This window comes from Hyphococcus luteus, from assembly GCF_002943565.1.
In the GTDB taxonomy this organism is placed as follows: Bacteria; Pseudomonadota; Alphaproteobacteria; order Caulobacterales; family Parvularculaceae; genus Hyphococcus; species Hyphococcus luteus.
Genome location: NZ_PJCH01000015.1, coordinates 284,118 through 308,701, shown reverse-complemented (window position 1 = coordinate 308,701; position 24,584 = coordinate 284,118). Strand labels below are relative to the sequence as shown.

General features: G+C 60.8%; 28 protein-coding genes and 1 tRNA gene. 11 read left to right on the top strand and 18 right to left on the bottom strand.

The features are described 5' to 3' along the window. Nucleotides 1–32: 32 nt before the first annotated feature. Nucleotides 33–485, bottom strand: coding sequence for a c-type cytochrome (locus CW354_RS17635; protein ID WP_104831392.1), 453 nt, complete (start codon nucleotides 483–485; stop codon nucleotides 33–35). Between the two features lie 80 nt (nucleotides 486–565). Here CW354_RS17635 and CW354_RS17630 point away from each other — a divergent pair. Beyond that, nucleotides 566–641, top strand: a tRNA-Thr gene (locus CW354_RS17630). Nucleotides 642–687: 46 nt separating this feature from the next. Here the strand turns inward: CW354_RS17630 and CW354_RS17625 are convergent. Beyond that, nucleotides 688–1,854, bottom strand: coding sequence for a glycosyltransferase family 87 protein (locus CW354_RS17625; protein WP_104831391.1), 1,167 nt, complete (start codon nucleotides 1,852–1,854; stop codon nucleotides 688–690). Between the two features lie 310 nt (nucleotides 1,855–2,164). Between CW354_RS17625 and CW354_RS17620 the strand changes: the two genes are divergently transcribed. After that, complete coding sequence (locus CW354_RS17620) at nucleotides 2,165–2,545, top strand: DUF6491 family protein (RefSeq protein WP_104831390.1); 381 nt, start codon at nucleotides 2,165–2,167, stop codon at nucleotides 2,543–2,545. 12 nt (nucleotides 2,546–2,557) lie between these two features. On the opposite strand, the gene CW354_RS17615 is transcribed toward CW354_RS17620, so the two are convergent. The 4 genes from CW354_RS17615 to CW354_RS17600 all read right to left on the bottom strand — a co-directional run bounded on the left by CW354_RS17615 (nucleotide 2,558) and on the right by CW354_RS17600 (nucleotide 6,186). Further along, the gene (locus tag CW354_RS17615; protein WP_104831389.1) at nucleotides 2,558–4,003 is read right to left on the bottom strand and encodes a GMC oxidoreductase; all 1,446 of its coding nucleotides are present in this window, start codon (nucleotides 4,001–4,003) and stop codon (nucleotides 2,558–2,560) included. Next, complete coding sequence (locus tag CW354_RS17610; RefSeq protein ID WP_104831388.1) at nucleotides 4,003–4,203, bottom strand: hypothetical protein; 201 nt, start codon at nucleotides 4,201–4,203, stop codon at nucleotides 4,003–4,005. The genes CW354_RS17615 and CW354_RS17610 overlap by 1 nt, the downstream gene beginning before the upstream one ends. A gap of 174 nt (nucleotides 4,204–4,377) precedes the next feature. Next, entirely contained in the window at nucleotides 4,378–4,851 is a 474-nt protein-coding gene (locus tag CW354_RS17605; protein WP_104831387.1) for a Dps family protein, read from the bottom strand. A gap of 126 nt (nucleotides 4,852–4,977) precedes the next feature. Beyond that, entirely contained in the window at nucleotides 4,978–6,186 is a 1,209-nt protein-coding gene (locus tag CW354_RS17600) for a pyridoxal phosphate-dependent aminotransferase (protein ID WP_104831386.1), read from the bottom strand. 295 nt (nucleotides 6,187–6,481) lie between these two features. On the opposite strand from CW354_RS17600, the gene CW354_RS17595 reads away from it, so the two are divergent. From CW354_RS17595 to CW354_RS17575, 5 genes are all read left to right on the top strand, one after another. Next, on the top strand, nucleotides 6,482–7,567 hold the full coding sequence (locus CW354_RS17595; protein ID WP_104831385.1) for a PAS domain-containing protein: 1,086 nt from the start codon (nucleotides 6,482–6,484) through the stop codon (nucleotides 7,565–7,567). Nucleotides 7,568–7,655: 88 nt separating this feature from the next. Continuing rightward, nucleotides 7,656–8,780, top strand: coding sequence for a CaiB/BaiF CoA transferase family protein (locus tag CW354_RS17590; RefSeq protein ID WP_104831384.1), 1,125 nt, complete (start codon nucleotides 7,656–7,658; stop codon nucleotides 8,778–8,780). Nucleotide 8,781: 1 nt separating this feature from the next. Beyond that, nucleotides 8,782–9,255 carry an ATP-dependent zinc protease family protein gene (locus CW354_RS17585; protein ID WP_104831383.1) on the top strand — a complete coding sequence of 158 codons (474 nt, stop codon included), beginning with the start codon at nucleotides 8,782–8,784 and terminating at the stop codon, nucleotides 9,253–9,255. Between the two features lie 13 nt (nucleotides 9,256–9,268). Continuing rightward, complete coding sequence (gene rimK, locus CW354_RS17580; RefSeq protein WP_104831382.1) at nucleotides 9,269–10,174, top strand: 30S ribosomal protein S6--L-glutamate ligase; 906 nt, start codon at nucleotides 9,269–9,271, stop codon at nucleotides 10,172–10,174. A gap of 72 nt (nucleotides 10,175–10,246) precedes the next feature. Continuing rightward, a complete protein-coding gene (locus tag CW354_RS17575; protein ID WP_104831381.1) occupies nucleotides 10,247–10,624 on the top strand; it encodes a VOC family protein in 378 nt (125 codons plus the stop codon). A 6-nt stretch (nucleotides 10,625–10,630) separates the two neighbouring features. Here CW354_RS17575 and CW354_RS17570 read toward each other — a convergent pair whose 3' ends face one another. From CW354_RS17570 to lgt, 4 genes are all read right to left on the bottom strand, one after another. Then, nucleotides 10,631–11,575 (bottom strand): ribose-phosphate pyrophosphokinase, encoded by a 945-nt coding sequence (locus CW354_RS17570; RefSeq protein WP_104831380.1) that lies wholly within the window; start codon nucleotides 11,573–11,575, stop codon nucleotides 10,631–10,633. Nucleotides 11,576–11,666: 91 nt separating this feature from the next. Further along, nucleotides 11,667–12,461 carry a peptidoglycan editing factor PgeF gene (gene pgeF, locus CW354_RS17565; RefSeq protein ID WP_207764894.1) on the bottom strand — a complete coding sequence of 265 codons (795 nt, stop codon included), beginning with the start codon at nucleotides 12,459–12,461 and terminating at the stop codon, nucleotides 11,667–11,669. Continuing rightward, nucleotides 12,458–13,567, bottom strand: a complete 1,110-nt coding sequence (locus CW354_RS17560) for a class I SAM-dependent methyltransferase (protein WP_104831379.1) — start codon at nucleotides 13,565–13,567, stop codon at nucleotides 12,458–12,460. The genes pgeF and CW354_RS17560 overlap by 4 nt, the downstream gene beginning before the upstream one ends. Beyond that, on the bottom strand, nucleotides 13,564–14,430 hold the full coding sequence (gene lgt, locus CW354_RS17555) for a prolipoprotein diacylglyceryl transferase (RefSeq protein WP_104831378.1): 867 nt from the start codon (nucleotides 14,428–14,430) through the stop codon (nucleotides 13,564–13,566). The genes CW354_RS17560 and lgt overlap by 4 nt, the downstream gene beginning before the upstream one ends. A gap of 105 nt (nucleotides 14,431–14,535) precedes the next feature. Here lgt and CW354_RS17550 point away from each other — a divergent pair, with 105 nt between their 5' ends. Beyond that, a complete protein-coding gene (locus CW354_RS17550; RefSeq protein ID WP_104831377.1) occupies nucleotides 14,536–14,775 on the top strand; it encodes an accessory factor UbiK family protein in 240 nt (79 codons plus the stop codon). Between the two features lie 183 nt (nucleotides 14,776–14,958). Here the strand turns inward: CW354_RS17550 and CW354_RS17545 are convergent, their stop codons facing one another. After that, nucleotides 14,959–15,546: a hypothetical protein gene (locus CW354_RS17545; protein ID WP_133162363.1), complete on the bottom strand. Its 588-nt coding sequence runs from the start codon at nucleotides 15,544–15,546 to the stop codon at nucleotides 14,959–14,961. Between the two features lie 370 nt (nucleotides 15,547–15,916). Here CW354_RS17545 and CW354_RS17540 point away from each other — a divergent pair, with 370 nt between their 5' ends. Beyond that, nucleotides 15,917–16,420, top strand: a complete 504-nt coding sequence (locus CW354_RS17540) for a type III secretion system chaperone family protein (RefSeq protein WP_104831375.1) — start codon at nucleotides 15,917–15,919, stop codon at nucleotides 16,418–16,420. 131 nt (nucleotides 16,421–16,551) lie between these two features. Beyond that, the gene (gene proC / locus CW354_RS17535) at nucleotides 16,552–17,361 is read left to right on the top strand and encodes a pyrroline-5-carboxylate reductase (protein WP_104831374.1); all 810 of its coding nucleotides are present in this window, start codon (nucleotides 16,552–16,554) and stop codon (nucleotides 17,359–17,361) included. Nucleotides 17,362–17,376: 15 nt separating this feature from the next. Here the strand turns inward: proC and CW354_RS17530 are convergent, their stop codons facing one another. Genes CW354_RS17530 through pgsA form a run of 3 tightly spaced genes read right to left on the bottom strand, consistent with a single transcriptional unit; the run spans nucleotide 17,377 to nucleotide 19,946 of the window. Further along, nucleotides 17,377–18,690 carry an ATP-binding protein gene (locus CW354_RS17530; RefSeq protein WP_104831373.1) on the bottom strand — a complete coding sequence of 438 codons (1,314 nt, stop codon included), beginning with the start codon at nucleotides 18,688–18,690 and terminating at the stop codon, nucleotides 17,377–17,379. Between the two features lie 6 nt (nucleotides 18,691–18,696). Further along, nucleotides 18,697–19,395 carry a response regulator gene (locus CW354_RS17525; protein ID WP_243396442.1) on the bottom strand — a complete coding sequence of 233 codons (699 nt, stop codon included), beginning with the start codon at nucleotides 19,393–19,395 and terminating at the stop codon, nucleotides 18,697–18,699. Then, nucleotides 19,392–19,946 carry a CDP-diacylglycerol--glycerol-3-phosphate 3-phosphatidyltransferase gene (gene pgsA / locus CW354_RS17520; RefSeq protein WP_104831372.1) on the bottom strand — a complete coding sequence of 185 codons (555 nt, stop codon included), beginning with the start codon at nucleotides 19,944–19,946 and terminating at the stop codon, nucleotides 19,392–19,394. The genes CW354_RS17525 and pgsA overlap by 4 nt, the downstream gene beginning before the upstream one ends. 212 nt (nucleotides 19,947–20,158) lie before the next feature. Between pgsA and CW354_RS17515 the strand changes: the two genes are divergently transcribed. Further along, nucleotides 20,159–20,449 carry a hypothetical protein gene (locus tag CW354_RS17515; protein ID WP_104831371.1) on the top strand — a complete coding sequence of 97 codons (291 nt, stop codon included), beginning with the start codon at nucleotides 20,159–20,161 and terminating at the stop codon, nucleotides 20,447–20,449. Between the two features lie 64 nt (nucleotides 20,450–20,513). On the opposite strand, the gene CW354_RS17510 is transcribed toward CW354_RS17515, so the two are convergent. From CW354_RS17510 to CW354_RS17495, 4 genes are all read right to left on the bottom strand, one after another. Further along, complete coding sequence (locus tag CW354_RS17510; protein WP_104831370.1) at nucleotides 20,514–21,893, bottom strand: DUF2330 domain-containing protein; 1,380 nt, start codon at nucleotides 21,891–21,893, stop codon at nucleotides 20,514–20,516. 15 nt (nucleotides 21,894–21,908) lie between these two features. Beyond that, complete coding sequence (locus CW354_RS17505) at nucleotides 21,909–22,778, bottom strand: RnfABCDGE type electron transport complex subunit D (RefSeq protein WP_104831369.1); 870 nt, start codon at nucleotides 22,776–22,778, stop codon at nucleotides 21,909–21,911. Nucleotides 22,779–22,915: 137 nt separating this feature from the next. After that, nucleotides 22,916–23,197 (bottom strand): translation initiation factor IF-1, encoded by a 282-nt coding sequence (gene infA / locus CW354_RS17500; protein ID WP_104831368.1) that lies wholly within the window; start codon nucleotides 23,195–23,197, stop codon nucleotides 22,916–22,918. Beyond that, entirely contained in the window at nucleotides 23,115–24,443 is a 1,329-nt protein-coding gene (locus CW354_RS17495) for a DEAD/DEAH box helicase (RefSeq protein ID WP_133162362.1), read from the bottom strand. Before CW354_RS17495 ends, infA begins: the two co-directional genes overlap by 83 nt. Between the last annotated feature and the right edge of the window lie 141 nt (nucleotides 24,444–24,584).

Sequence of the window (24,584 nt, the reverse complement as noted above, 5' to 3'; positions counted from 1 at the left end):
GCCGAGACCGGGCGGAACAAAGAATAAAACGCCTATTTCAGCGTTTTGAGATACGCGATGAGGTCGGCGCGCTGTTGCTCGTTGCGAAGCCCCGCATACGCCATGCGGGTGCCGCGCACATATTGCAGCGGGTTTTCGATATAGGCGTCGAGGGTTGCCTCGTTCCAGACGATGTTGGAATTTTTCATCGCCTGCGAATAGGAAAAGCCTTCCAGCGTTCCCGCCTTTCGCCCCACGACGCCGAAAAGATTGGGGCCGACACGGTTGCCCGCGCCTTCCTCAGCGGCGTGGCAGATCGCGCATTGATTGAAGACCTTGCGCCCGCGTTCGGCCGGGGTGGCCGGCGTTTCCGCGGCGGCAGGAGACGCTGGCGCCGCAGCGGCTTTGCCGCCCGGCTCGCTCCCGGCCTTGCCATGGGACCCGCCGCCGGCATCGCCGCAGGCGGCGAGGGAGAGGGCGGCGGCAAGGGCGAGAAGGCGTTTCATGAGAGCGCTCCGGAAAACTTGAGAGGCTTTCTATACCCTCTAGTCAGGCGGCGTCCAATCCGGTATCCCCTGCGGCCAATGCCCCTATAGCTCAGCTGGTAGAGCAACTGATTTGTAATCAGTAGGTCGTTCGTTCGAGTCGGACTGGGGGCACCATTCCTCCATATCGACGGGCTGTGTTTCGGCGTCGGACCGGACGCCATCACGCTTTTTTTGACCGCGCATCTGCAAGGACGCCCGCTAAGATCGCCAGCAGGCCGATGGATGCGACGCTTGCGCCTGGAAAGGACAGGGTGTCGGCATAATGCAGCCCGGTTGCGGCGGCGATATTGTTGGCCCGGAAGATGATCGCCAGCCCCGCCCATAAAAGCCATTGTGCGACGCCTGTCATTGCAAAAGAAAAAATCAGAAGCGGTGCGGCTAGGACAAGGTCATAGGTGTGAAGCGGCGTGATGAACAGAACGCTCCCGATGAGAAGCGGCAGGCCGTTTCCACGGCAAAGCGCGCCGATCGCGAAACCGGCCGCGAGGCTCGCCAGCGCAAACCATGCAGAGGATATGTCCGCGCCCGTCAGCAGCAGCGTTATATTTCGGGCGCCCGTCATGGAGACGGCAAAGGCCGTTTCCTGCGTGTCATAAATGCTGACCTGATGGAGAAAATCGGTCGTCAATTCTGCGGGCAGCGATGAGAAGAAGGCCGGCGCGCACATGACGAACGTGACAAGCGCGGCTGCGCCGACGGTTTTCCAGCCGTCTTTTTGCATGAGAAAGTAGGCGGCGACCGGCGCGCCGAGCTGCGGCTTCAACATTAAAACGACAATCCCGGCGGCGAGCGCCCAAGGACGCTGACTGCAGGCGCCAAAGATGACAAAGGCGAGGCCGAACAGCATGACCGCCGCGTTCTGTCCGATCGCAAGATTCATAGGCGTCGCGCTCATAAGGAAGGCATAGGCGAGACTGGCGGCGAACAGCGGGTGAAGAAACCCTTCCCGCGGTCGGATCGCCCGCCAGGCTAGCGCTATGGAGGCAAACGTCAGAACCGCGCTTATTGTCCGCCAGATCCATGCGGCCAGATCATGAGGCATTAAGGCAAGCGTGGACGAGACCAGCCACCAGTTCGGCGGGTAAGGAAATATCTGCGCATGGTTGGTTTGCGGGAATGTTTCGGCCGCACGTTCCGCAAAGGCCTGCGAATAAGGCGAGACGCCGTCCCGCCAGAGGTCGCCCGCCAGCCAGAAATACTTGAAATCGACAGTTGGCGCTCCCATAAGCGCGCTCTTCATGAAAAGATAAACGAGGCCCAGAAGCGCTGCGGCGTAAGCTGCGCTGATGGCGCCGCGCTGGCGGGCGTAAAGCGTAATGTTATCCATTCAGCTCTCTTTGCCGCACGGCGGTAATAATACAGCTTTTTTCCGATGAAACTACTGCTCCCCGGCTTGTGCGCGGCTTGGGCTGCGAAATGTATTCAAAATGCTCCTGTCCGGCCTGTACCTTTTGATTGCAAATATTACGTCCAATTCCCCTGCGAATTTCGGAACAGGGCTCATCGCTGCGTGTTGGTCGAATTGTAAGCAAAGCCGTAAAACGCAAAAAATGCTTCGGCAGCCAGCTAGAAAATAGCTGGGCTTATTCAGACGTAAAACCGTTTTATCTGCGGCCAGATTCGAAAAGGAGGAGGGAATGAAAAAGATCCTCATGAGCGGCGCCGTCTTATCGCTCGCCGCCTGTCAGGCTTACCCGGACAAGACGGATGACAGCCTGCAAGCCGAAATCGCTCAAAAGCAGGGAGAGGAAGTCTCCCGCATCTGTTTTGCGCGAACTATCAATTCATGGCGCCCGCTTGGCGATGACGCCGTCTTGATCGAACAGGGCGTCAATGACTGGTATCAGTTAAGCCTGAGCGGCGCTTGCAAGCCGGAATGGGCGTTCGACGCGATTGCGCTGAAAACGCGCGGCTCTTCCTGCATCACCAAAGGCGATAAAATCAGCACGCCGGATTCGATCACCGGCGGTCCGTGCTTCATTACGGACATGCATGAATGGAACGAACCTCGCCGTTAAGTCGGAAGAGGGTTAAGGCGCTCTTGATGTCGCTTCAAGGTGCTCGGCCAGCCGCAATGACATCTGAACGATGGTGAACGTGGGGTTGGCGTGCCCGCCATGAGGGAAAACGGATGAGCCGAGAACATATCCGTTCGCCATTCCGAAAATCTTCAGATTGCGGTCGACGACGCCGAGATCGGGCCGCTCCGCCATGCGCGTGCCGCCCATATGGTGGTGGCCGGCCATCCAGCCGGTGGCTGGATGATGCTTCGCGCCTATGATGTGCTCATAGGAATGCACAACGCCTTGGTTCTTTTCCTGAAGGTGGCGTCCGAGCAGTTCCAGCGCCACCTTGGCGGTCCTGTAATCGAGCTTGCTCTTTTTCCAATAAAGTACGGGGCGCGGCACGCCGAAACCGTCTTTTTCTTGCTTTGAGAGTTCGATCCGGTTTTCGCTGCGCGGTTCTTGTTCCCAGACGAGCTGGATCGGATCGGCGCACTTAACACTCACGTCTAATCGGTCAAAAACGCCTGTGCTTACGGGGCGTGTGGCGCAAAACGCGCTGCGCGCCATCGCCTTGGGCAGAGAATCGTCTCCCAACGTATGGTAGATTCGGATTGAGGCATTCAGTATACGAAATTCGCGCATCGCTTCGGCGGTCGGCGACAAAAAAGTCCAATCATAAGGGAAGTTGTATTCTGTCGGAAAGCCGTGGGTTTTAACTTCGCCGCCCATATTATGGGGGTGTTCGAACCAGTATTTCCCGAGGGTTCGCGAGTCGGCCACGACCGGCTCTTCGGACATTTCATTCGACCAGAGCAGGAGCCGCGAATTGTCTATGCCGCCAGCGCAGATAACGGCGAAGCCCGTTCTGACCGTTGTCACTGTTCCGTCCGGGCCGGCGACCTCGGCCGCCTCGATTCGGCCGTTTCTCGCCCTGAGAGAGATAACATTTGCATTCAGGCACAGATTTGCCCTTTTTGAGGATCTGAAGAACTCTTCATACTCGCTGTCTCCGAACCGCACGGGCGGACTGAGCGCGAATTCAATCTCCTTAAGACGCCTGCTGATCGTCTTTTCCTTGAGAGCCGGGACTTTCAGGATCTTGGAGGCCGGTTCGAGATAGGGATCGAGGTCGGTCTTGGCGATAGGCCAGCCTAAATGACTGTCAATATCGTCGCGTGGTTCGAAATCGACCGCGTCAAGCTGCCGGCAGAAACCGCTCCAGTGATTGCTGGCGCCGCCGAAATATTTCAAATGGCTGTATTCAAGGTCCCAATATTCATCGCCGATCACTTTGCCTTTGCATGTTTCTTGAGTGCGTTCGGTCAATTCCATACCGCCAGCTTCGAGAATAAGGCTGTCGACGCCTTTGTTCGCGAGAGTTCTGGCGAGCGTGACTCCGGCCGGACCAGATCCAATAATGACGATTGGCGGGATGTTGAAGGCGCTGAGCTGGTCGAAGTCGAAAATCATCAGTTCAGCTTGATAATATATCCGTCGCGATAGATGAATTCATCTCCGTCCGGATCGGTGACGAGCGCTTGCTCTTTTCTAGTGTTGAGAAGGCTGTGCAATCCAAGCGCGGAAGCAACTGTCGAGACGCCGCCAGCGACAAATAATGAGCGGCGGGAAATCAATTTTTGTATATTGTGCTTGGTCGTGATTACCGACATTTACGCATTTCCCCTGCAATCCAGCCTAAGGGAACCGGTATTTCAGGGCAATAGCGAGAAAGCGCGCCACGCATGGGGGCGTTTTCCAACAATTTTATCTTTCGTTTCTTTCTGCGCACGAAAAAAAAGCCGGACGCTCTGGCCCGGCTTTTTCTTTGAAAACGATTTGACTTGTTACTCGGTCAGCGCGCGCAGCATCCAGGCGGTTTTTTCGTGCGTCTGGATGCGCACGGTGAGAAGGTCCGCGCTCGCCGCATCGCCGGCTTCTTCCGCCGTTTCGAGGCCTTGGCGGGCGCGCTTGATCAGGGTTTCATGATCGGTCAGAAGATTTTTGACCATGTCGCCTGCGGCGGGCGGCTTCGTGTCGGCGCTGTCGATGGCTGCGAGCTCGGCGAACTGCTTGCCGCTGGTCGGCGCGAAGACGCCAAGGGCGCGCACGCGTTCGGCGATTTCGTCCAGCGCTTCCCACATCTCGCGATACTGCTCCTCGAACATATTGTGGAGCGTATTGAATTGCGGGCCCGTCACGTTCCAGTGATAGGCGTGGGTCTTCATATAGAGCGCGTATGTGTCGGCGAGCGTCGCATTGAGCGCTTCGGCGACGGAATTGCGCGCGTTTTCTGCAATGCCAATGTCGACTTTCACCATGAGATCTCTCCTTCGTTGCTTCAGCAATGATATAGGGACGGCAGAGAGCGCAATCAAATTGATAATATCAGTTTGATTGTTCGAATTTATCGATGGAACTCCGGCGGCCGAAACCGCTCCGAAGCGCTATTTCAACGACGCGCAGAAGCGCTGGATCCGGGTGCAGGCCTCGCACATGTCCTCAATCGACGCCGCATAAGACACGCGGAAAAAGGGCGCGAGCCCGAACGCCGTCCCGAACACCGCAGAAACGCCTTCGGCCTGCAAAAGCTCCCGGGTGAAATCCTCGTCGGTTTCGATCTTGACCCCTTCCGGCGTCGTCTTGCCGATGGCGCCGGCGCAGGACGGATAGACGTAAAACGCGCCTTCCGGTTTCGAGCACGTAATGCCTTCCGCCTCGTTCAGCATGTCCACCACCAGATCGCGCCGCGCCTTGAAGGCGGCGTTGCGTTCCTGGAGGAAGGACTGGTCGCCGTCGAGGGCGGCGACGCACGCATATTGCGTGATCGAGCAGGGGTTCGAGGTCGATTGCGACATCACCTTCGCCATGGCCTTGATCAGGGGCGCGGGGCCCCCGGCGTATCCGAGGCGCCAGCCGGTCATGGCGTAAGCTTTGGAGGCGCCGTTGACGGTCAGCGTGCGCTCATAGAGGGCCGGTTCGACCTGCGCGATCGTGGTGAAGACGAAGTCGTCATAGACGATGTGCTCATACATGTCGTCCGCCATGATCCAGACATGGGGGTGGCGCATGAGCACTTCGGTGAGCGCCTTGATTTCGTCTTGCGTATAGGCCGCGCCCGTGGGGTTCGACGGCGAGTTGAAGATCAGCCATCTGGTTTTCGGCGTGATCGCGCGTTCGAGGTCTTCGGGCGTCAGCTTGAAATTGTTTTCCTGGGTCGTCGGAACGATCACCGGTTCGCCGCCGGCGAGCAGCGTCATGTCCGGATAGGAAACCCAATAGGGCGCCGGAATGATGACTTCGTCGCCGGGATTGAGCGTCGCGACGAGGGCGTTGTAGAGCACCGCCTTGCCTCCCGGCGCGACGCCGATCTGGCTGACATCGTAATTCAGGTCGTTGTCGCGTTTGAACTTCCGGGCGATCGCCTGTTTCAATTCGGGAATGCCGTCCACATTGGTGTATTTCGTCTTGCCGTCGCGAATCGCCTTGATCGCCGCTTCCTTGATGAAGTCCGGCGTGTCGAAATCCGGCTCGCCGGCGCCGAGGGAAATGACGTCCCGCCCGGCGGCCTTGAGATCGCGGGCCATCTGGGTGGCGGCGAGGGTCGGAGAAGGGTTGATGCGCTGCAAAGCGGCGGAAGACTGGAAGGTCGACATTTAGGATTCTCGTATGCGGTTGCGGAGGCTCTTTACCCCTTTGTTTGGAAGGGGCCAAACCCTTTTGCGCGCTGCGCCGGAAATCTTTTGTGCGGCGCCGAAAAAGCGCTGAAAAAGCGGGTTTCACAAGCGATCCGCCGCTCCCGCTGGCGATTTTGGCTGCAAGCCCCTAAATTGGGAATGCTTTTTAGGAGCTTGTGGAAAAGCATCGCCCGGCCCGGGCGTCCCGACTTTTGGTTTGAAGCTGTTCTGCGTTATGTTTTCATGGTCGAGCGGGGGAACATGAGGAGCGCTTATGATTGCGGAACTGCAGACCGCAATTTCAAAAGTTCCTAGCCGCAAGGCCCGACTACAGGGCCTGACGCAGGTTGAAGCGGTTAAAGTCAAGGTGGAGCGTGCGGCGCTGTTGTTTCGCGGCGCGCCGGTGGCGGTGGTCGCGAGCGCCCTTAACGCGCTCATCACTGTGGCCGTGGCGTGGAACGCTGTTGAACGCAACACGCTCCTGATCTGGGCCGGCGCCATTCTCGCCATTGCGGCGCTGCGCGCGGGGCTGTGGCTGCGCTACCGGGTCGGTGGGGTCGGCGCGCGCAACATGTCGAATTTTGCAAAGCTCCACATTTTCTTCATGGGGCTCAACGGCATGGTCTGGGGCGCGCTCGCCCCGATATTCGCCGTGCACGGCGCAATCGATCATGCTTTCCTGCCTTTCGTCATCGCCGGCATGACCGCGGCGGCGATCGTCTCAGCCGGCGCGTCCTGGCGGGCCGTGCTCGCCTTCAACATTCCCGCGCTGGCGCCGCTTGCGGCGACTTATGCGCTGGCGTCGAGCGCCAATGGCGTGCTCATTGCGACGGCGGTTGTGTTTTACGGAATTTCGACCGCCTATCTTGCGCTGGTGACGCAGCGGATGATCGACCGGTCGATCCTGTTGCACACGAAAAACGACAAGCTCTTGTCGGTGCTGCGCCGCCGGGTCGATGACGCCCATACGGCGGAGCAGCGTTTCCGCGCGCTGGTGGAGTCCTCTCTCGACGTCACCCTGATCTTTTCACCGGAAGGCAAGGTCATCTATGCGAGCCCGTCGGCCGAACGCGCCTTCGGCGTCCCGGCGGCGTTGCTCCTCGGCAAGACCACCAAGGAAATCGTTCATCCGGACGACATGCCGCAATTCCGGGCGGTGGGCGAGAAGTCGCTATCGCAGCTCGGCGAAGTGATCGCGTTGCCTCATGTCTGCATGCGCGGGGAAAAAGACGGCGAGTATGTCGCTTTTTCGGGCCGGCTCACCAACATGCTCTATGTGCCGGGGGTGGAAGGCTTCGTCTTCGCCGGCGGGCGGCTTTCCGAAGAGGCCGGCCGGCGTCACATCCACGCGGCGGAATAGGCGGTTCTTTCTGCTTGTCTCATCAGGAATCATGCGCATAAGCGCCCCGGGGCCGGGCGTTTTTCGCCGCGGCTGCGTGAGGTGAGGAATGAGCGTTCTTTCCGGCGTCAGGATTGTTGAATTCGAAGGGCTCGGACCGGGGCCTTTCTGCGGCATGTTGCTCGCCGATCTCGGCGCCGATGTCGTCCTGATCGAGAGAAAGGGCGGCGCCGATCCTGGAAAGGCGGCGATCTATAAGCGCGGCAAGCGATCGATTGCGCTCGATCTTAAAAACGAACAGGCGAAAGCCATCGCGCTCGACATCATCGCGAACGCGGACGCCCTGATCGAGGGGTTGCGCCCCGGCGTCATGGAGCGGCTCGGTCTCGGTCCCGACGTCGCTCGCGCGCGCAACAAAAAATTGGTCTACGGACGGCTGACGGGATGGGGCCAGACGGGTCCGCTCTCTTCCGCCGCCGGACACGATATCAACTACGCTGCGCTTTCCGGCGCGGCCTGGTATGCCGGGGGCGAAGGCGAGCGCCCAGTCCCGCCGCCGACGCTGGCGGGCGATGTGGGCGGCGGCGCGCTCTATCTCGCCGTCGGGCTTCTCGCCGGGATCATGCGCGCGCGCGAAACCGGCGAGGGAACGGTGGTCGACGCCGCCATCGTCGACGGCGCGTCCCATATGATGAACCTTCTCTATTCGGTGCGCGCGGCGGGCGGCATGCCCGACGCGCGCGGGCAAAGCATGCTCGACGGCGCCCATTTCTACGACGCTTATGAATGCGCGGATGGCGGCTGGGTCTCGATCGGACCCCTGGAACCGAAATTCTACGCCGCGCTTTTGGAAAAGCTCGGCCTTGCCGACGATCCCGATTTCGCCGCGCAATATGACAAAACGAAATGGCCGGCGCTGAAAGAGCGCTTCAGACAGATTTTTAAAACCAGGCCGCGTGACGAATGGACGGCGCTTCTGGAGGGGACGGATGTGTGTTTCGCGCCCGTGCTGGCGCCGTCTGAGGCGGCGGCGCATCCCCATATGCGCGAGAGAGGCGTTTTGCGTGAAATCGACGGCGTCTTGCAGGCCGCGGCGGCGCCGCGTTTTGGCGGCAAGGCGCCGCCGGCGCCGGGCGCAATCCCTTCCGCCGGTCAGCATACGGAGGAAATCCTCGCCGAAATTGGCGTTGACGACCGGCTGATCGCTGAATGGCGAGAGGCGGGAGTGCTCTAGCGTGGCGGAAACGAAGGCAAAGACCAAGACGAAAAAAGCCAGGAAGCCGAAGCCGCGCATCGGCTGGCGCGAATGGGCGGATCTGCCCGATTTCGAGGTTGAGAACATTAACGCCAAGATCGACACCGGCGCGAAAACCTCGGCCATTCACGCTTTTCACATTCGCGAAATCATGATTGACGGCGTCGAGCATGTGGAGTTTTACCTGCATCCCGTACAGCGGCGCAAAAAGCCGGAGATTTTCTGCTCTGCGCCGATTGCGGACCGCCGGGTCATACGCTCCTCGAACGGGCAGGAAGAAGAACGAATTGTCATCCAAACGCGTTTGCGTCTTGGCGACAGGACTTGGAAAATCGATTTGACCTTGACAAACAGGGACGCCATGGGCTTCCGCCTCTTGCTGGGGCGGGACGCGCTGCGCCGGAAATTCTTGATCGATCCCGGCGCTTCCTATTTGCTGAGCCGGCAGGACTGAAGGAAGACGACCCATGAAACTCGCGCTCATGTGCCGCAATGCGGAGCTTTATTCTCACAAGCGCATCGTCGAAGCCGCCGAAGAACGCGGGCATGAGATCGAGGTTGTCGATCACTTGCGCTGTTACATCAACATCACCTCCCTGCGTCCGTCGGTGCGCTATCGCGGCGAGGATCTGCCGCTTTTCGACGCCGTCATTCCGCGCATCGGCGCCTCGGTGACCTTTTACGGCACGGCCGTTCTGCGGCAGCTCGAAATGATGGGCTGCTATCCGGTGAACGAATCCGTCGCCATCTCGCGCTCGCGCGACAAGCTGAGATCGCTGCAGCTTCTGGCGCGGCGCGGCATCGGCCTGCCGGTGACGGTCTTCGCGCACCGCACCAGCCGCGCCGACGAAATTCTCGATATGATCGGCGGCGCGCCGGTGATCATCAAGCTGCTTGAGGGCACGCAAGGGATCGGCGTTGTTCTCGGCGAGACGCAAAAGGGCGCGGAGTCGATCATTCAGGCCTTCGGCGGGGTCAACACCAACATTCTGGTGCAGGAATTCATCAAGGAAGCAGGCGGCGAGGATGTTCGCTGCATCGTCCTCGGCGACAAGGTCGTCGCCTCCATGAAGCGCAAGGGCAAGGAGGGCGATTTCCGCTCCAACATTCACCGCGGCGGCACCGCCGCGCGCGTGAAAATCACGCCGCAGGAGCGCGCGACCGCGGTCGGCGCGGCAAAAGCCATGGGGCTTAATTTCTGCGGCGTCGACATGCTGCGCTCCAATCACGGGCCGGTGGTGATGGAGGTGAACTCCTCCCCGGGCCTTGAAGGCATGGAGAAGGCTACCGGCATCGACGTCGCCGGGCAGCTTGTCGACTTTATCGAAAAGAATGCGAAATTCGGCAAAACCAAAACCAAGGGCCGGGGCTGACGCGGCGTCCGGGTTCTTGCGCGCCAGCGACATTCGGCTCCATGATGCTGTTTCTGAAATGGGAGAGCGGTCATGGAAAAAGTCGATGGCGTCGGCGGGATTTTCTTCCGGGCGAAAGACCCGAAAGCGCTCGCCAAATGGTATGAAGACCACCTCGGCGTGAAACAGGTCCCGGGCGATTACGACTCGCCGCCCTGGCGCACCAGCGCCGGCACGGTGGTGTTTGCGCCGTTCGAGGAAGACACGACCTATTTCGGCGACATGAAGAACCAGTGGATGATCAATTTCCGGGTGAAAGACCTCGCCGCCATGACGGCGCAATTGCGCGCCGCCGGGATCGAGGTCGAGGACTATCCGGAAGACGGTCCGAACGGGCGCTTCGCGCATCTGTTCGATCCCGAAGGCAACCGCATCGAATTGTGGGAACCGGGCGGCAAGGACCCGGGTTGATCTTTTTTAGTCGAACAGGCTCGACACGGACTCTTCGTTGGCGATGCGGCGGATCGCTTCCGCCAGAAGTTTGGCGATGGAGACCTGCTCGACCTTCGGGCAGTCGGCGACTTCCGCGCGCGCCTCGATGGAGTCGGTGATGATAAGCCGGGTCAGCGCTTCGGATTTCATGATCCGTTCTTCGGCGTTGTCGGAAAGAACGCCGTGGGTGATGCAGGCCGTGACCGATTTCGCGCCCTTGTCCATCAGCGCCTGGGCGGCGTTGCACAAAGTGCCGCCGGAATCGACGATGTCGTCGAAAATCACGCAATGGCCGCCTTTGACCTCGCCGATGATGTTCATCACTTCGGACTGGCCCGGCCCCTCGCGGCGCTTGTCGACAATGGCGAGCGGGCGGTCGTCGAGCCGTTTGGCCAGCGCCCGGGCGCGCACCACGCCGCCCACATCCGGAGAGACGACGATGAGATTCTTAAGATCGCCGTTCTGCAATTCGCGAATGCGCTTCTCGAATTCCTTCACCGCATAGAGGTTGTCGGTGGGGATGTCGAAAAAGCCCTGAATCTGTCCGGCGTGGAGGTCGACGGTGAGAACCCGGTCGGCGCCGGCGGTGGTGATGAGATTTGCGACGAGCTTGGCTGAGATCGGCGTCCTGGGACCGGCTTTGCGATCCTGCCGTGCATAGCCGAAATAGGGAATGACGGCGGTGATGCGGCTCGCGGAGGCGCGGGAAAGCGCGTCCATCGTAATCAGGAGCTCCATCAGATTGTCATTGGCGGGATAGGAGGTCGACTGCAGGACGAAAACATCCTCGCCGCGGACGTTCTCCTGAATTTCGACAAAGACTTCGCCGTCCTTGAAGGTCTTGATTTCGGCGTCGGCCAAGGTGGAGGAGAGTTGGCGAGCAATCGCATCGCTTAACCGTCGGTTCGAGTTGCCGGCGATCAGTTTCATGAAGTCGGTCCCCTGAAATATCCCCCTCACGCGGGCGCTTCATGACGGTTTCTTGACGATTGCGCAACCCGGATTCGGGCCGATTTCCGTTTCAATCGCGTTTTAGCGCTATCGCCGAGAGATTGCGGCCGTAATCGGCCTCGCCCCGGCGGCGCATGGCCCGGTAGCTGAAGAAGCGGTCCGGGTCGCCAAGAGTGCAAAGGCCGATATCGTCGATTTGCGTGACGCCCGATTCTTCGAGCCGCCATCGTCCGAAGCCGACGAGATCGAGCCAGCGCTTGTCAGGCGCGGCGCCGGGAGCGAAAAAGCGTTCCGCTTCAGGGTGCTTGTTGGTGAATGCTTCGAGAAGATCGAGGCCGACCTCGAAATTCGGCTGGCGCAGGCAGGGGCCGGCGGCGGCGCGGATGCGCTCGGCGCGCGCGCCGAGCCCGATCATTGCGGCGACGGTGTTTTCCAGCACCCCGGCGAGGGCGCCGCGCCAGCCGGCATGGGCCGAACCGATGATTCCCGCGTCCGCGTCGGCAAATAAAAAGGGCATGCAGTCGGCGGCGAGAACGCCGAGGGCGAGTCCGGGCGTCCTGGTGACCAGCCCGTCGGCCTTTTCCGGGCCGTTCTCCCACGGCCCCTCGACCACGAGGACATCCGGGGAGTGGACCTGATGGCCGGTCAGCAGCCGCTCCGGCGCGACGCCGAGGGCGCCGGCGCAGCGGCGGCGGTTCTCGGCGATGTTTTCGGGTCGGTCGTCGGAGCCGGGACCGGTGTTTAGGCTCGCATAGGGCGGCGCGGAAACGCCGCCGTCGCGGCTGAAAAAGCCGTGGGAAAGGCCCGGCTGGTCCAGGAGCGGCGAGACCATGAAAGGCGGGGTCCGGGCGCCAGGATCGCTCATGTCTCGAAGCCGGCCGGCGCCGGCAGGTCGGGGGCGGACAGGCAGAGGACCTTGAAGATCTCGCCCATGGCGGCGGGCGAGGCGATGCGCGCCGCGCCGGCGCGGATCTCGTCGGCTTTTTCCTGGTCCCGGCCTTTGCACAGGGCTTCGACGCGCAGCGCCAGCCCCAGCCGGTCGAGAAAGCGGCCTTGCGTCACCGGCCCGTGGGCGGCGACGCCGGCCTCGATGGCGGCGCTCGCCAGCCGGTCGAAATCCACATGGGCGGTGAGGTCGGCGCGGCCCGGCGAAGCGAGCGGGGGCCAGTATTTATGATCGCGCACCGCCTGGAACGTGTCGCCGAAACCGCGCTCCATATGGCCGTAATCGATGATCAGCGCATAGCCGCCCTGTTCCTTTAAAGTGACGCAGATGTCGGCAACGAATTTTTTCGCCTCGAAAGAGATTTCGAAAACATCGCCTTCTTGCGTCTCGGAGAGATCGGGCAAATTGTAATCGGGCGGCGGCGGCGTGCGCCCCAGCGTGAAGGCGAGGCCGTCGCCTTTTTCATCGAGACCGACGAGCCTCTCGCGCCAGCCGGATTTGATGCGTTCGAATTGCCGGATCGGCAGGCAGTCGAAAAACTCGTTGGCGACAATGAGCGCCGGCGCCGGCGGGATGTCGGCGTATTCGTCGGCCCAGAGCGGTTTCACCTCTGTCGCTTTCAGCCGCTTTTGCTGTTCAAGGCGTAAGCGCCCGGAGCTTTCGAGAAGCCAGAGCTGCGCCGCCTTGGCGAAGGCGGGACGCACGCGCGCCGCGCGCAATGCGTCCTCCATCAAGACGCCGCGGCCGGGCCCGAATTCGATGAGGTTGAAATCGGACGGCGATCCCATTTGATTCCACGCCTCGACGAGCCATAACCCGATAAGCTCGCCGAACACCTGGCTGATCTCTGGCGCTGTTGTGAAATCGCCCTCCGCGCCGATGGGCGAGGCTTGCATGTAATAGCCTTCATGCGGGTGGCCGAGCGCGTCGGTCATGTAGTCCGCAATGGTGATCGGCCCTTTCAGTTTGATGAGCTCGATCAGGCGTTCTTCCAGCGGCGTTTTTTCCGGCGCGCCGTCCGTCATGCGCCCGCCTTTTGTGTGTTTGCCTTTTGTGCAGCGCCTTTCGTGCGCCAGATCAGCCACAGGCCGAGAATGAACATCGGGGTGGAAAGCATCATGCCCATGGTCAGGCCGAGTGGGAAATCGGGCATATGCGCGTCCGGCATGCGGAAATTTTCAACGATGATGCGCGAAACGGCGTAGCCCGCGAGAAAGAGCCCCATAGTCGCGCCCGGGCGTTTCAATAATCCGAATTTGCGTGTGGCGAAAAAGAGGATCGTGAAAAGCGCAATCCCTTCGAGCGCGGCTTCGTAAAGCTGGCTCGGATGGCGCGGAACCTGTTGCGGGTCCGTTGGAAAAACCATCGCCCACGGTCCGTCCCAGGCGCGTCCGTAAAGTTCGGCGTTGATGAAATTGGCGATGCGTCCGAAGAAAAGACCGATGGGCGTTGCGCAGGCGAACATGTCGCCGAGCGAGAGCATGTTGAGTTTGTGCTTGCGCGCGAAGAATATCCCCACAAGCGCGACGCCGATAAGTCCGCCGTGAAACGACATGCCGCCATGCCATGTCATCAGCGCCGGGGGAAACGGCACGACGCCGAACAGCTTTTCCCAGGGCGCGATAATCAGTTGGGGTTCGTAAAACAGGAGATAGCCGAGCCGCCCCCCGGCCATCACGCCGATGGCGACCCAGAAGATCACGTCGTCGAGCAGGCGGCGGCCGAGCGGCGGGCCTGATTTCGGCCACAGATGCTTTTTCTTGATGAGGTCCGTCAGATACCACCAGCCGACGGCCAGCCCGCCGATATAGGCCAGCGAATACCAGCGCAGGGAAAACGGGCCGATCTTAAGAAGAACGGGATCGATCTGGGGATAGGGGACGGTCATGCTCTAAGGACTCTGGCTCATTCCGTGCGTCTCAATAGCGCGCTTTGACGCCCCTGTCGCCCCGCACTATTTGCTCCTATATTGGCTTCATTCAAGGAGCGGCCCATGCAGACCCAGAGCGCGTTTTTCGACGAAATCGCCAAGATCATGACCGAGGCGGCGGGCGCCGCCGACGGCGTACGGCGAGAGGCGGAGACTGTCATGCGCAGCCGGCTCCAGACGCTGCTCGCCGATATGGAGCTGGTGAGCCGCGATGAGTTCGAGGCGGTCAAGGAAATGGCCCGGCTCGCCCGCGAGGAGAACGAGACGCTGAAAGCGCGCATCGAAGCCCTCGAGAATCGCTGATTCCCCCAGTCCCAAGAGCCTTGCGCAGACGCCGGCGGCGATTTCGGCGCTTTATGGACAGGCGTTCATTTGCCGCAAACCGACAACGCCGCAAGGCTCTTGTTTTTATAGCCGCGTAAAGCCAGCTTGCGTCTGGCTAGCGGTCGTTTTCTTCTTTGACGAATGCGATAAATGTGAAGGGGCTTACTTTTTGCCAATCACCTTGAAGCGCTTAAAGTCGAAGGCGGAATCGGGGCCACCGTCGTCAATTAGCACCTTTGTGGCGATAAATTCCACCGATCCGATATCCCCCGGGAATTTCAATATGGTATGGAGGCTGGCGCCCCATTGTGTGACGCATTCTTCTGCATCGTGCATTTCATATCGCCAGTATGTACATTCGTAACCGGCGATTTCGGCTCGCCTGTCGGTTTTCGATACCGGGCCGAACAGGTAGCTATCTAGACCAAACTGCAAATTGGGGGAGCCTTCGCCGCGCGCCTGCGGCTTGGAATACCGGTCCGCCATCGGATTGGTTATTATATCGCGCCGGTAATCGATGCTTGCTGCTTTTCCCTTATCGAATAAATAGCCCTCGTGCACGTCGAAGACGAAGCCGATGGCATCCCTCGTGAATTTGCGAATATCCAGTCTTTTGTTTCCTGCATTGCGCACATAGGTTAATTTGAATCCGGTATCGACGCCGCTGATTTTTGAAATCACCGTGTACCGATCGGGCGGAGACGTCAGATTGACGGATTTTGGACCATCAGTTGCCAGGCCTTCCGCCAAGAGGTAGATAACAGGCGTACACAGAACGACGCATGCTACTGCGAATGTTGCATTGATCGTTCCCTCAATACAATATCACACTGACTGTGGCTCTTAATGGTTGTCGTGTTGTAATAAAATTCAGTAAAATAATCAGATATATCATAAATTAAGCCAATAAAGAATCGGCGTTGGCCCCGCGCCTAGGGCGTTGAAAGGAACGTCTGATCTTCCTCAATCCTCTGGCGCTTATGATTTTTTTGCTCAGGCGCTGAGGAAAACCAGTAAAATCGAATCATTTGTCGGCGTCCCGAATCGCAGCGTCATGCGGGTTGTGAGCGGTTGGCTTCAGTCGCCCATATCGAGAATTTGACAGGAAAAAGGGGCGCCGATGTCCATCGAGCTGATCCGCAAGCCACAACAGATCGCCAATCCGCTGAAAGCGCTGGAGGCCGCTGCGGCGGGTCTTGAGTTCGAGATGGAGCGCGCCGGCGAATACGAACTTCACGTCATGCTGCCGGGCGTGTGGCGCGACATCGGCCTGTGGTTCACATGGCGGCCCGAACTCGCCACCTTGCAGATGGGCGCGCCGCTCGATCTCAAGGCGCCGACAGGCCGCGTCGACGAGGCGAGCCGTCTTGTGGTGATGGTGAACGAGCGTTTGTGGATCGGCCATTTCGATCTGTGGGCGGAAGATCATTCCATTGTCTACCGCAACGCCGCGCTTCTGACCGCCGAAGGCGGGCTCGACGCCGTTCAGGGCGAAGCCTTGATCCGCGCGGCGAGCGAGGCGGTGGACCGGTTTTACCCGGCCTTCAACTTCCTCATCTGGGGCGGCAAGAAACCGGATGACGCGCTGAGAGCTTCGCTCTTCGAAACGCAGGGCAACGCCTGATCCTGACCGGTCCTTAAGGCTCGGAAATTACCCGTTTCAAATACTGAAATGCCGGATTGCGTCTTTCAACGCAGCGCCGCAGGCTTTATGTGTTTCGCAATATGCATTGAAGGCTTGTGAGGATCGTCCCCATGACTGACAAACCCTCCGTCGCTCTTATCGGCGCCGGCGCCATGGGCGGCGCCTTGCTGAAAGGCTGGCTCGCCGCCGGCACGATCGATCCTGGGCGCTCGGCTGCCCTCGATCCCAACATCAATGACGAAATGAAGGCGCTCTGCGAACAGCACGGGATCGCCGTCAACGGGAATGACGGTCCCTTCGATGCCATGCTGCTTGCAGTGAAGCCGCAGGTCGCGAATGACGTGCTGCCGTCTTATGCGGGGCTGGCGAAAGACGCCGTCGCGATTTCGGTCATGGCCGGAAAAAGCATCGAGACGATATCCGGCGCTTTGGGCGGCGCGAAAAGAGTTGTCCGGGCGATGCCCAATCTGCCCGCCGCTATCGGCAAGGGCGTTTCCGGCCTTTATGCGCCGGAGGCCGTGGAGGAAAAGGGACGCGCTGTCGCTGACGCGTTGATGCGCGCAGCGGGCGAGGTCGTCTGGGTACGGAGCGAACAGGAGATCGATTTCGTCACGGCGATTTCCGGCTCCGGGCCCGCCTATTATTTTCTCCTCACCGAAGCGCTCGGCGAGGCGGGCGTCAAGCTTGGTCTCGACAAGGACGCCGCCGCCGCGCTTGCGCGCGCGACGCTTGTCGGCGCCGGGGCGCTGGTCGCTTCGGAAACGCGCTCGGCTGCGGAATTGCGCAAGGCGGTGACGTCTCCCGGCGGCACCACGGAGGCGGCCTTGAATGTTTTTGACGGCGACGGCGCGGCGATGCGCCGGCTTGTGGAAGCCGCGGTCGCGGCGGCGGCGAAGCGCGCCGGCGAGCTGACGCAGTAATCGGCCCGGAAACGATTAAATCGGCAGGCGCATGGTCGCCTTGAGGCCGCCCTTGTCGGAGCGTTCGAGCGTCGTGTCTCCGCCATGGGCGCGGGCGACGTCGCGCACGATGGTGAGCCCCATGCCGACGCCGCTTTCTTCATTCTGGTTGCGCGCTGCGTCGAGCCGGGTGAACGGTTTGAAGACGTCTTCATAGCGCGCAGGATCGATGCCCGGCCCGTCGTCTTCGACAATGATTTCGATATAGCGGTCGGAGCGCCGCGTCGAAATCCAGACATGATCGGCGTAGCGCAGGCTGTTGTTGGCGAGATTGCCGACGGCGCGTTTCAGCGCGCTGCGCCGGGCCTCCATGGCGATGGAGGCGGGCGCCGTGACGGACACTTCCCGGCCGCTGCGTTTGGCGTCTGCGGCGATTTCCTCGATCAATTCGGCAAGCCGGAATGTCGCCGGGTCTTCATCCGCCGCCTCGTTGCGGGCGAAGTCGAGATAGGCTTTGATCATCCGCTCCATTTCGACGACGTCCTTGCGGATCGCCTTGATGTCTTCGCTGTCTTCCTGCATGGCGAGGGCGAGCTTGATGCGCGTCAGCGGCGTTCGAAGATCGTGACTGATGCCGGCGAGCATCGCCGTCCTTTGTTCAAGATGGCGCTTGATGCGCTCGCGCATGGCGATGAAGGCGTAGCCGGCTTTCCTGACTTCCGTGGCGCCGGTGGGGCGGTAGTCCGGCGCGTCGCGCCCGCGCCCGAAGGCCGCCGCCGCTTCCGCGAGCCGCAGGATCGAGCGCACCTGGTTGCGCATGAAGATGATGGCGACGATGCCGAGCAGGACCGAGGTGCCGATCAGCCAGAACAGGAAAATGCGGCCCGTGGTGGCGAAAACCCGGTCGCGGCGGGCGAAAAAAACGAGCGCGCCGTCATCCATGGCGACGCGGATCTCCACATCCTGCGGCCAGCTTTGCGTGTTGAGCCAGTAAGGCGCGTCGAGCGCGTTTCGCAGGCGCCGGTTCAGGGTCGCATTATAAACGTTGAAGCGGGCGAGCAGGTTGGCGGCAGGGATCTCCGCTTCCGGGTCGAAAGTGACGCGCATTTTCAGATCGTTGAAGGCCATGGCGGCGATCTCGTCGCGCTCGGCCATGCTGTCGGCTTCTTCATAAAGCCGCTTCACCATGACGATCTGGCCGGCGACGCTTTCGGAGAGATTGGCGCTCACATGGTCCCAATGACGCGCGAAGAAGATGTATGTGACAAGCGCCTGGGTCAGGAAGATCGGCAGGATGACGATCAGCGCGACGCGCGCATAAAGGCTTTTGGGAAAATAACGTCGCAGCATCTCGCGTTAATCCGTCATCAGGGCGTAGCCGACGCCGCGCACGGTCTGCAGATAGATCGGCGCGCGCGGGTCTTCCTCGATTTTCTTGCGCAGCCGCGTCACCTGCACGTCGACCGAGCGCTCCATGCCCGCCGCGGTCTGTTCGGCGAGGGCTTCGCGGCTGATCGCCTCGCGCGGTTTTTGCGCCAGGGCCTTCAGGAGCGAGGCTTCGCCGGCGGTAAGGCGCACAAGATCGCCGTCCTTGCGCAATTCGCTGCGGCCCAGCGAAAAAGTGCAGGCGCCGAATATGACTTCGCGCTTTTCGGGCCGCGCCTGGCCCGTCCGCCGCAAGAGCGAATTGACGCGCAGTAAAAGCTCGCGCGGCTCGAAGGGTTTCGAGAGATAATCGTCCGCGCCCATTTCAAGACCTTCGATGCGGTCCTCCGGTAGGCCCCGCGCGGTGAGGAGGAGGATCGGGACGTTGGAAGCGGCGCGCACGGACCGCGTCAGTTCGAAACCGGTTTCGCCGGGCATCATGACATCGAGGATGAGAAGGTCGAAATCCACCGACGCCATCAGGGCGCGCGCTTCTTTCGCATTACAGGCGACGGAGGTGCGAAAGCCGTGGTCGCTGAGATAACGCTTCAACAGCGTGCGGATGCGGTCATCATCGTCGATGATTAGAAGATGCGCCGCTTCTTCTTCGATGTTCGGCCGGGCGTTCAATTTTGCTTTGTCCGCAATTCTGTCATGGCGCGAAGAGCATACTCCGCGCCGGTCCAGAAGGTAAGGACCGCGGCGATCCAGAGGAAGGCGCTTGCCGCCGGGCGCAAGGGGGGGCCGATGATTCCCGTATGCGCCGCCGCAAGAAGAAGGCCCGCCGCAACGAGCTGCGCCGTGGTTTTCCATTTGGCCAGCGCCGTCACCGGCAGGCTTACAGCTTTCGCGCTTAACGCCTCGCGCAGGCCGCTCACCAGAATCTCACGTAAAATGATGATAATGACGGCGACGACCCCGACGCCGACGACCGTGCCGTTTCGCACCAGTAAAATAAGCGCTGCCGCGATGAGTAGCTTGTCGGCGATGGGATCAAGCGCGGCGCCGAGCGCGGACGTTTCGCCGCGCGCGCGCGCCACATAGCCGTCCAGAAAATCGCTGAGCGATGCGATCACGAAAATGATCAGCGCCACCGTCATGTTCCATGGCGCATTCGCCAGAAAAACGAAGACGAAGGGGATGACAAGCGCCATGCGTGCAAGCGTGATGAGATTGGCCATGGGGCGGCAAGATAGGCTGCGCCGACTTACGAAGCCAGAGGGCGGGCGGCGGCTGGCCGCGAACCAGACGAAACACCGGGACCGAGGATGCGCGCAAGAGTATTGGAGATCGCAAGATTACTCATAAACAGTCTTTGTCTTGATGGCGAAACAATACTTTGCTACTCATCATGCAACCGCATGTCGGTTTAGGGGGCATTTGGAGGGGGCGTATGGATACATTCATCATTCAGACGTGGCGGATTCTGTCATATTTGACGATCCTGGTCAGCACGATCGCCGGCGCTGTTTCGGCGGGCGCCATGACCCACGAACCGATCATGGTTGTGGTCGGCGGTGTGGCTGGCTTTTTGAGCGGCGTTTTTTGGGCGGCTTTTGTGGTGACGATGGTTGATATTCGCCGCCAGCTCATTCTTCTTAATCGCCGGGTGGATGCGGGGCTGGTTCGCGATTATCCCGATATGGAAGCCGAGCTCAAAGAGATCAGAAGCTTGCGCGTCTGACGCCAGACGGCCGCATCGCATCATCGTGAAAATGTGCTGGCGCGTAAGGAAGCAAGCAAACGCGCTAGCCTTCTTTTTTGTCGCCGCCCCACAGGCGCTTCCACCAGGGTTCCGGCTCGGGCGGGGTGAAGCTCTGGTTGCCCGCATTCATCCTGTCACGGATATCGTCAATATCCCAGCCGGTGAGATTGGCGAGGGTCTGCGCTTCTTTTTCAAACCGTTTGGGCAGTTCCGCGCGATAGTCTTTCGCCGCCTCGCAACTTGCGTCGCCTTTGTAAGGATGGCGCAGGACATAACGCCCGTGAAAGTTCGAGCGGTCGCCGGTTTCCTTGAAAATCAGGTCTTCGGGAAAATGTTCGGCGTCGTAAGAGACATGAAGCCGCGTGACATAAACGTCCTGCGCGCCGCCGGGCGCCGGGCGGCGGGGCAGGGCGCCCGAGTTTGCGCTGCCCAGCCAGTAAACGCCGAGTTCGCGCAGCTCCTGCCGCGACAAGGGATCGGCGGCGCAAGGATCGCACCAGGCCATGTCCCAGGCGTATTCGAGAAAGACCGCGCGCTCGTTTTCTTTCTCCACCTGTTCGCGGAACATGGATTTATAGAAATCGCCGAACTCGTCCTTCACATAGAGCGGGACGTTTTGCCCTGTGGGCAGCTTCACCGTGCGGTAATTGGTGGTTTCGATGCGGCCGGAGCGAGTGAGGCCGAAGACGAAAAGCTCCTGCTTGCCTTCCGCGTTCACTGTGCCGAGCCGGATCGGCAGGACGAATTTCGGCGACTCGAAAGCGATCTGTAAAGGGCGCAGATAGTGAAGACCGGTTTGCGCCTGCTCTTCGAGATTGACCTTAGCGACGAAAAATTTGGTGTTCTGTTTGATGTAACTGCCAAGCGTTGCTTCCGCGCCTTCGGGCAGTTTGTAGCCGTTATCGGTCAGCCAGGCGGCGAGCCCGTCCGATTGTTCGGCGGAAAGGATTTGAATATCGTACTCGCCGACCGTGTATTCGGCTTCGATGGTGACGCCGTAGCCTTTCTGTCTCTTCGACGCCGTGACTGTTACGGCGTCCATCGGCGCCGCCATCGCCATCTCCTCGCGCTCGTAAACCATGCACGGGTCTTCGTCGAAATATTCGACAAGACGCGGCGCGGTGTAAGCGTCGAGATGATCGAGGATGGCGCTGTCGGTGACGTGGATCTGGCCTTCCTCGAGCACGACGGGCACAGGCACGACGACGGCGAACTCTTTCAGGTCGCCCTGAAAGTCATTGGCCATGGTCATGACGGTGCGGTCGCCGTCGCGCATGAGCGCGACTTTCGAGGCCTTGTTGAAAAGCTTGGTGTCGGCCTTGGCGACATAAAAACCGCAAAAGGCGATGGCGCCGCCGGTCAGCGCCAGGGCGGCGGTCGCGGATGCGGCGGCGAAAAGGGTTTTCTTGAAGGAGCGGCGCATGGGTTGTCTCTCCGTTTATTCAGCGGGCATGGGATGCGGGCGTGAGAAGGGAAGGCGCTTGAAAGGACGCAGGCGCGAAACCGGATCGCCCCATTTGTACTGGGGCGCCGGGTCGAGCGCTTCGATCGCCGGGCGGATGATGCACATGATCGCGAGGGCGTAGAAAATTCCGTCCGTGATGTAGAAATGATAGCCGAGCACATAGGCGATGAGCGCGGCGCCGGCGGCGAAGACGGTCCGGGCGAGCGCGCCGTCCGGCGTCGTTTTCGGATCGGAGATCATGAAAAACGCGAAGAGCACGAGCGCGCCGTTCTGCAAACGCAGCATGGGGATCGCCAGCGGGTCGCCGAGCCACAAAGCGCGGGCGATAATCAGCGCCGCATAGGTTCCGAGAAAAATGAATGGCACGTCGAGCCGCGCCGAGCGATAGGTGACGAACAATCCTGCGCCCGCCACAGCCGCCGCGAGCCAGAGCGCCGTTCCCCATTGCCCCGGCGTCGTCCAGGCCGCGCCGGGCATGACGGTCTGGGAAAGGATCAGCATGGCGATGATGCCGGCGTTCGCCGGGTTGAACACATGCTTGCCGTAAAGCCGGAGGGTGAATTTCGAACCGATGGCGACTGCGGCGGCGACCATCAGCGGCGCCAGCGCGTCGGCGCGCAACAGAAGCGACAGCGACAGGGTGGTGATGACAGCGCTGCGCGGCTCGAACCGGACGGCGGTCATGAAGGAGCCGAGGAACTGAACGCCGAGCGCGGTTGCGAGAATGGCGGCGACCTGAGCCGGAGAAATTTCAAAGGCGCGGGTCGTCACGCCAAAAGCGAGCAGCGCCGAAAGGACGACGATCTGGTAGTGCCGTGGGTCTTTGAAAATCGCCTTCATCATGCCGCCGTTTTTGGCTCGCGCCCGCCTGGCCCGGAGCGTCTCACATAAGCGTGAGACTAAGGCGGAATCGCGGCGGCGATGCGAAGCTTTGGGGGCGGGTCAGCCCCCTCTGGCTCATGACGGGACAAGGGCGGTTTTTATCGTCTTCCCCGGGTCTTGTAGGTCGCCTGCCTGTTGCCGGACGCAGGCCGCGCGCCTTCCGGCTTGTGCCGGAAGGTGATGCGGCCCTTGGTCAGGTCATAGCTCGACATTTCGATGGTCACGCGGTCGCCGGCCAGCGTCTTGATGCGGTGCTTGCGCATCTTGCCGCCGGCGTAAGCGAGGATCATGTGATCGTTATCCAGCTTGACGCGATAATTTCCGTCCGGCAGCGCCTCTGTGACGACGCCGTCGAACTCGATCAGGTCTTCCTTCGCCATGGGATTCGCCTTTCTTGCCGGCCGCGTCGGGCGCGCGCCGGTCAGTTGGTTTTTTCTTTCGACGCGGCGGTTTTCCCTCGCCGGAGGCAGGGCGCCGGTTTTCATTGGCCGGTCTCGTCGTATCGGCGGGCTTGTCGCCAATGACGGCCATGGGCTGGCGCGTCAGTTTTTCAATGGCGCGCAGGTAAGGCCGCTCTTCGCCGGAACAGAAGGAAACGGCGATGCCGGTTGCGCCCGCGCGTCCGGTTCTGCCGATGCGGTGCGTATAGGTTTCCGGCGTGTTCGGCAGGTCGTAATTCACCACATGGGTGACGTCGCGCACATCGATGCCGCGCGCGGCGATGTCCGTCGCGACGAGAATGCGCGTCTTGCCGCTGCGGAAGGCGTTCAGCGCTTTTTCGCGCTGGCCTTGAGAGCGGTTGCCGTGAATGGCGTGGGCGGGCGCGCCGGCCGCATTCAACTTGCGCACGAGCTTGTCGGCGCCGTGCTTGGTGCGGGTGAAGACAAGCCCGCGTGCGAAGTCCTGTTTTTTGACGATGTCGATCAAGGCCGACGGCTTGGCCGGCTTTTCCACGAACATCACGCTCTGGTCGATTTTCAGCGGTTTCGCCCCGGCGATTTCAACGCGCGCCGGATTGTTGAGCAGGCTTCCGGCGAGCTTGGCGATCGCCGGCGGCATGGTCGCCGAGAAGAAAATGTTCTGGCGCTTTTCGGGAAGCTTCGCGGCGATGGCGCGGATCGCGTGAATGAAGCCGAGATCAAGCATCTGGTCGACTTCGTCGAGAACGAAATGCTCGACGCCTGAAAGCTTCAGAGCGCCTTTATCGACCATGTCGATCAGGCGGCCCGGCGTTGCGACGACAATATCGGCGCCGCGATTGAGCATGGCGCGCTGTTTGCCGAAGGCGACGCCGCCGATGACGAGGCCGGTGGTCAGGCCTTGCGCCGCGCCATAGGCGTCGAAACGCTCGCGCACCTGCAGGGCGAGTTCGCGGGTCGGCGCCAGCACAAGCACGCGGCATTCGCGCGCATTCAGGCGCCGGCGGTCTTTGGCAAGGTGTTGCAGGATCGGCAGCGCAAAGGCCGCCGTTTTGCCGGTGCCGGTCTGGGCGATGCCGAGAAGGTCGCGGCCTTTAAGAAGTTGGGGGATGGCCTCCGCCTGGATCGGCGTGGCGGTTGTGTGTTTCTCGCGCGCAATGGCGGCGAGGATCGGCTTTGAAAGGCCGAATTCGGAGAAGCTGGTCAAAATAATCTTTCTGCGCCGGCGCGAGCGGGACTCGCGCGAAAACGCTCTCGGGTTCAGGAGAACCCGCGTGTCAGGCGCTCTATATTTCTATGAAAAAGTGGCAGTGCGGACTTGTCCGCTTACACGCGCCACGCTGGCTTA

Coding starts and splice junctions, on each gene's coding strand:
- CW354_RS17505 (WP_104831369.1), bottom strand. CDS start 22,778: ATGATGAAGGCGATTTTCAAAGACCCACGGCACTACCAGATCGTCGTC.
- CW354_RS17610 (WP_104831388.1), bottom strand. CDS start 4,203: ATGTCGGTAATCACGACCAAGCACAATATACAAAAATTGATTTCCCGC.
- CW354_RS17590 (WP_104831384.1), top strand. CDS start 7,656: ATGAGCGTTCTTTCCGGCGTCAGGATTGTTGAATTCGAAGGGCTCGGA.
- CW354_RS17550 (WP_104831377.1), top strand. CDS start 14,536: ATGCAGACCCAGAGCGCGTTTTTCGACGAAATCGCCAAGATCATGACC.
- pgeF (WP_207764894.1), bottom strand. CDS start 12,461: ATGAGCGATCCTGGCGCCCGGACCCCGCCTTTCATGGTCTCGCCGCTC.
- lgt (WP_104831378.1), bottom strand. CDS start 14,430: ATGACCGTCCCCTATCCCCAGATCGATCCCGTTCTTCTTAAGATCGGC.
- CW354_RS17605 (WP_104831387.1), bottom strand. CDS start 4,851: ATGGTGAAAGTCGACATTGGCATTGCAGAAAACGCGCGCAATTCCGTC.
- CW354_RS17595 (WP_104831385.1), top strand. CDS start 6,482: ATGATTGCGGAACTGCAGACCGCAATTTCAAAAGTTCCTAGCCGCAAG.
- CW354_RS17540 (WP_104831375.1), top strand. CDS start 15,917: ATGTCCATCGAGCTGATCCGCAAGCCACAACAGATCGCCAATCCGCTG.
- infA (WP_104831368.1), bottom strand. CDS start 23,197: ATGGCGAAGGAAGACCTGATCGAGTTCGACGGCGTCGTCACAGAGGCG.
- CW354_RS17600 (WP_104831386.1), bottom strand. CDS start 6,186: ATGTCGACCTTCCAGTCTTCCGCCGCTTTGCAGCGCATCAACCCTTCT.
- CW354_RS17560 (WP_104831379.1), bottom strand. CDS start 13,567: ATGACGGACGGCGCGCCGGAAAAAACGCCGCTGGAAGAACGCCTGATC.
- CW354_RS17515 (WP_104831371.1), top strand. CDS start 20,159: ATGGATACATTCATCATTCAGACGTGGCGGATTCTGTCATATTTGACG.
- proC (WP_104831374.1), top strand. CDS start 16,552: ATGACTGACAAACCCTCCGTCGCTCTTATCGGCGCCGGCGCCATGGGC.
- CW354_RS17635 (WP_104831392.1), bottom strand. CDS start 485: ATGAAACGCCTTCTCGCCCTTGCCGCCGCCCTCTCCCTCGCCGCCTGC.
- CW354_RS17625 (WP_104831391.1), bottom strand. CDS start 1,854: ATGGATAACATTACGCTTTACGCCCGCCAGCGCGGCGCCATCAGCGCA.
- CW354_RS17575 (WP_104831381.1), top strand. CDS start 10,247: ATGGAAAAAGTCGATGGCGTCGGCGGGATTTTCTTCCGGGCGAAAGAC.
- pgsA (WP_104831372.1), bottom strand. CDS start 19,946: ATGGCCAATCTCATCACGCTTGCACGCATGGCGCTTGTCATCCCCTTC.
- CW354_RS17510 (WP_104831370.1), bottom strand. CDS start 21,893: ATGCGCCGCTCCTTCAAGAAAACCCTTTTCGCCGCCGCATCCGCGACC.
- CW354_RS17615 (WP_104831389.1), bottom strand. CDS start 4,003: ATGATTTTCGACTTCGACCAGCTCAGCGCCTTCAACATCCCGCCAATC.
- CW354_RS17530 (WP_104831373.1), bottom strand. CDS start 18,690: ATGCTGCGACGTTATTTTCCCAAAAGCCTTTATGCGCGCGTCGCGCTG.
- CW354_RS17570 (WP_104831380.1), bottom strand. CDS start 11,575: ATGAAACTGATCGCCGGCAACTCGAACCGACGGTTAAGCGATGCGATT.
- rimK (WP_104831382.1), top strand. CDS start 9,269: ATGAAACTCGCGCTCATGTGCCGCAATGCGGAGCTTTATTCTCACAAG.
- CW354_RS17620 (WP_104831390.1), top strand. CDS start 2,165: ATGAAAAAGATCCTCATGAGCGGCGCCGTCTTATCGCTCGCCGCCTGT.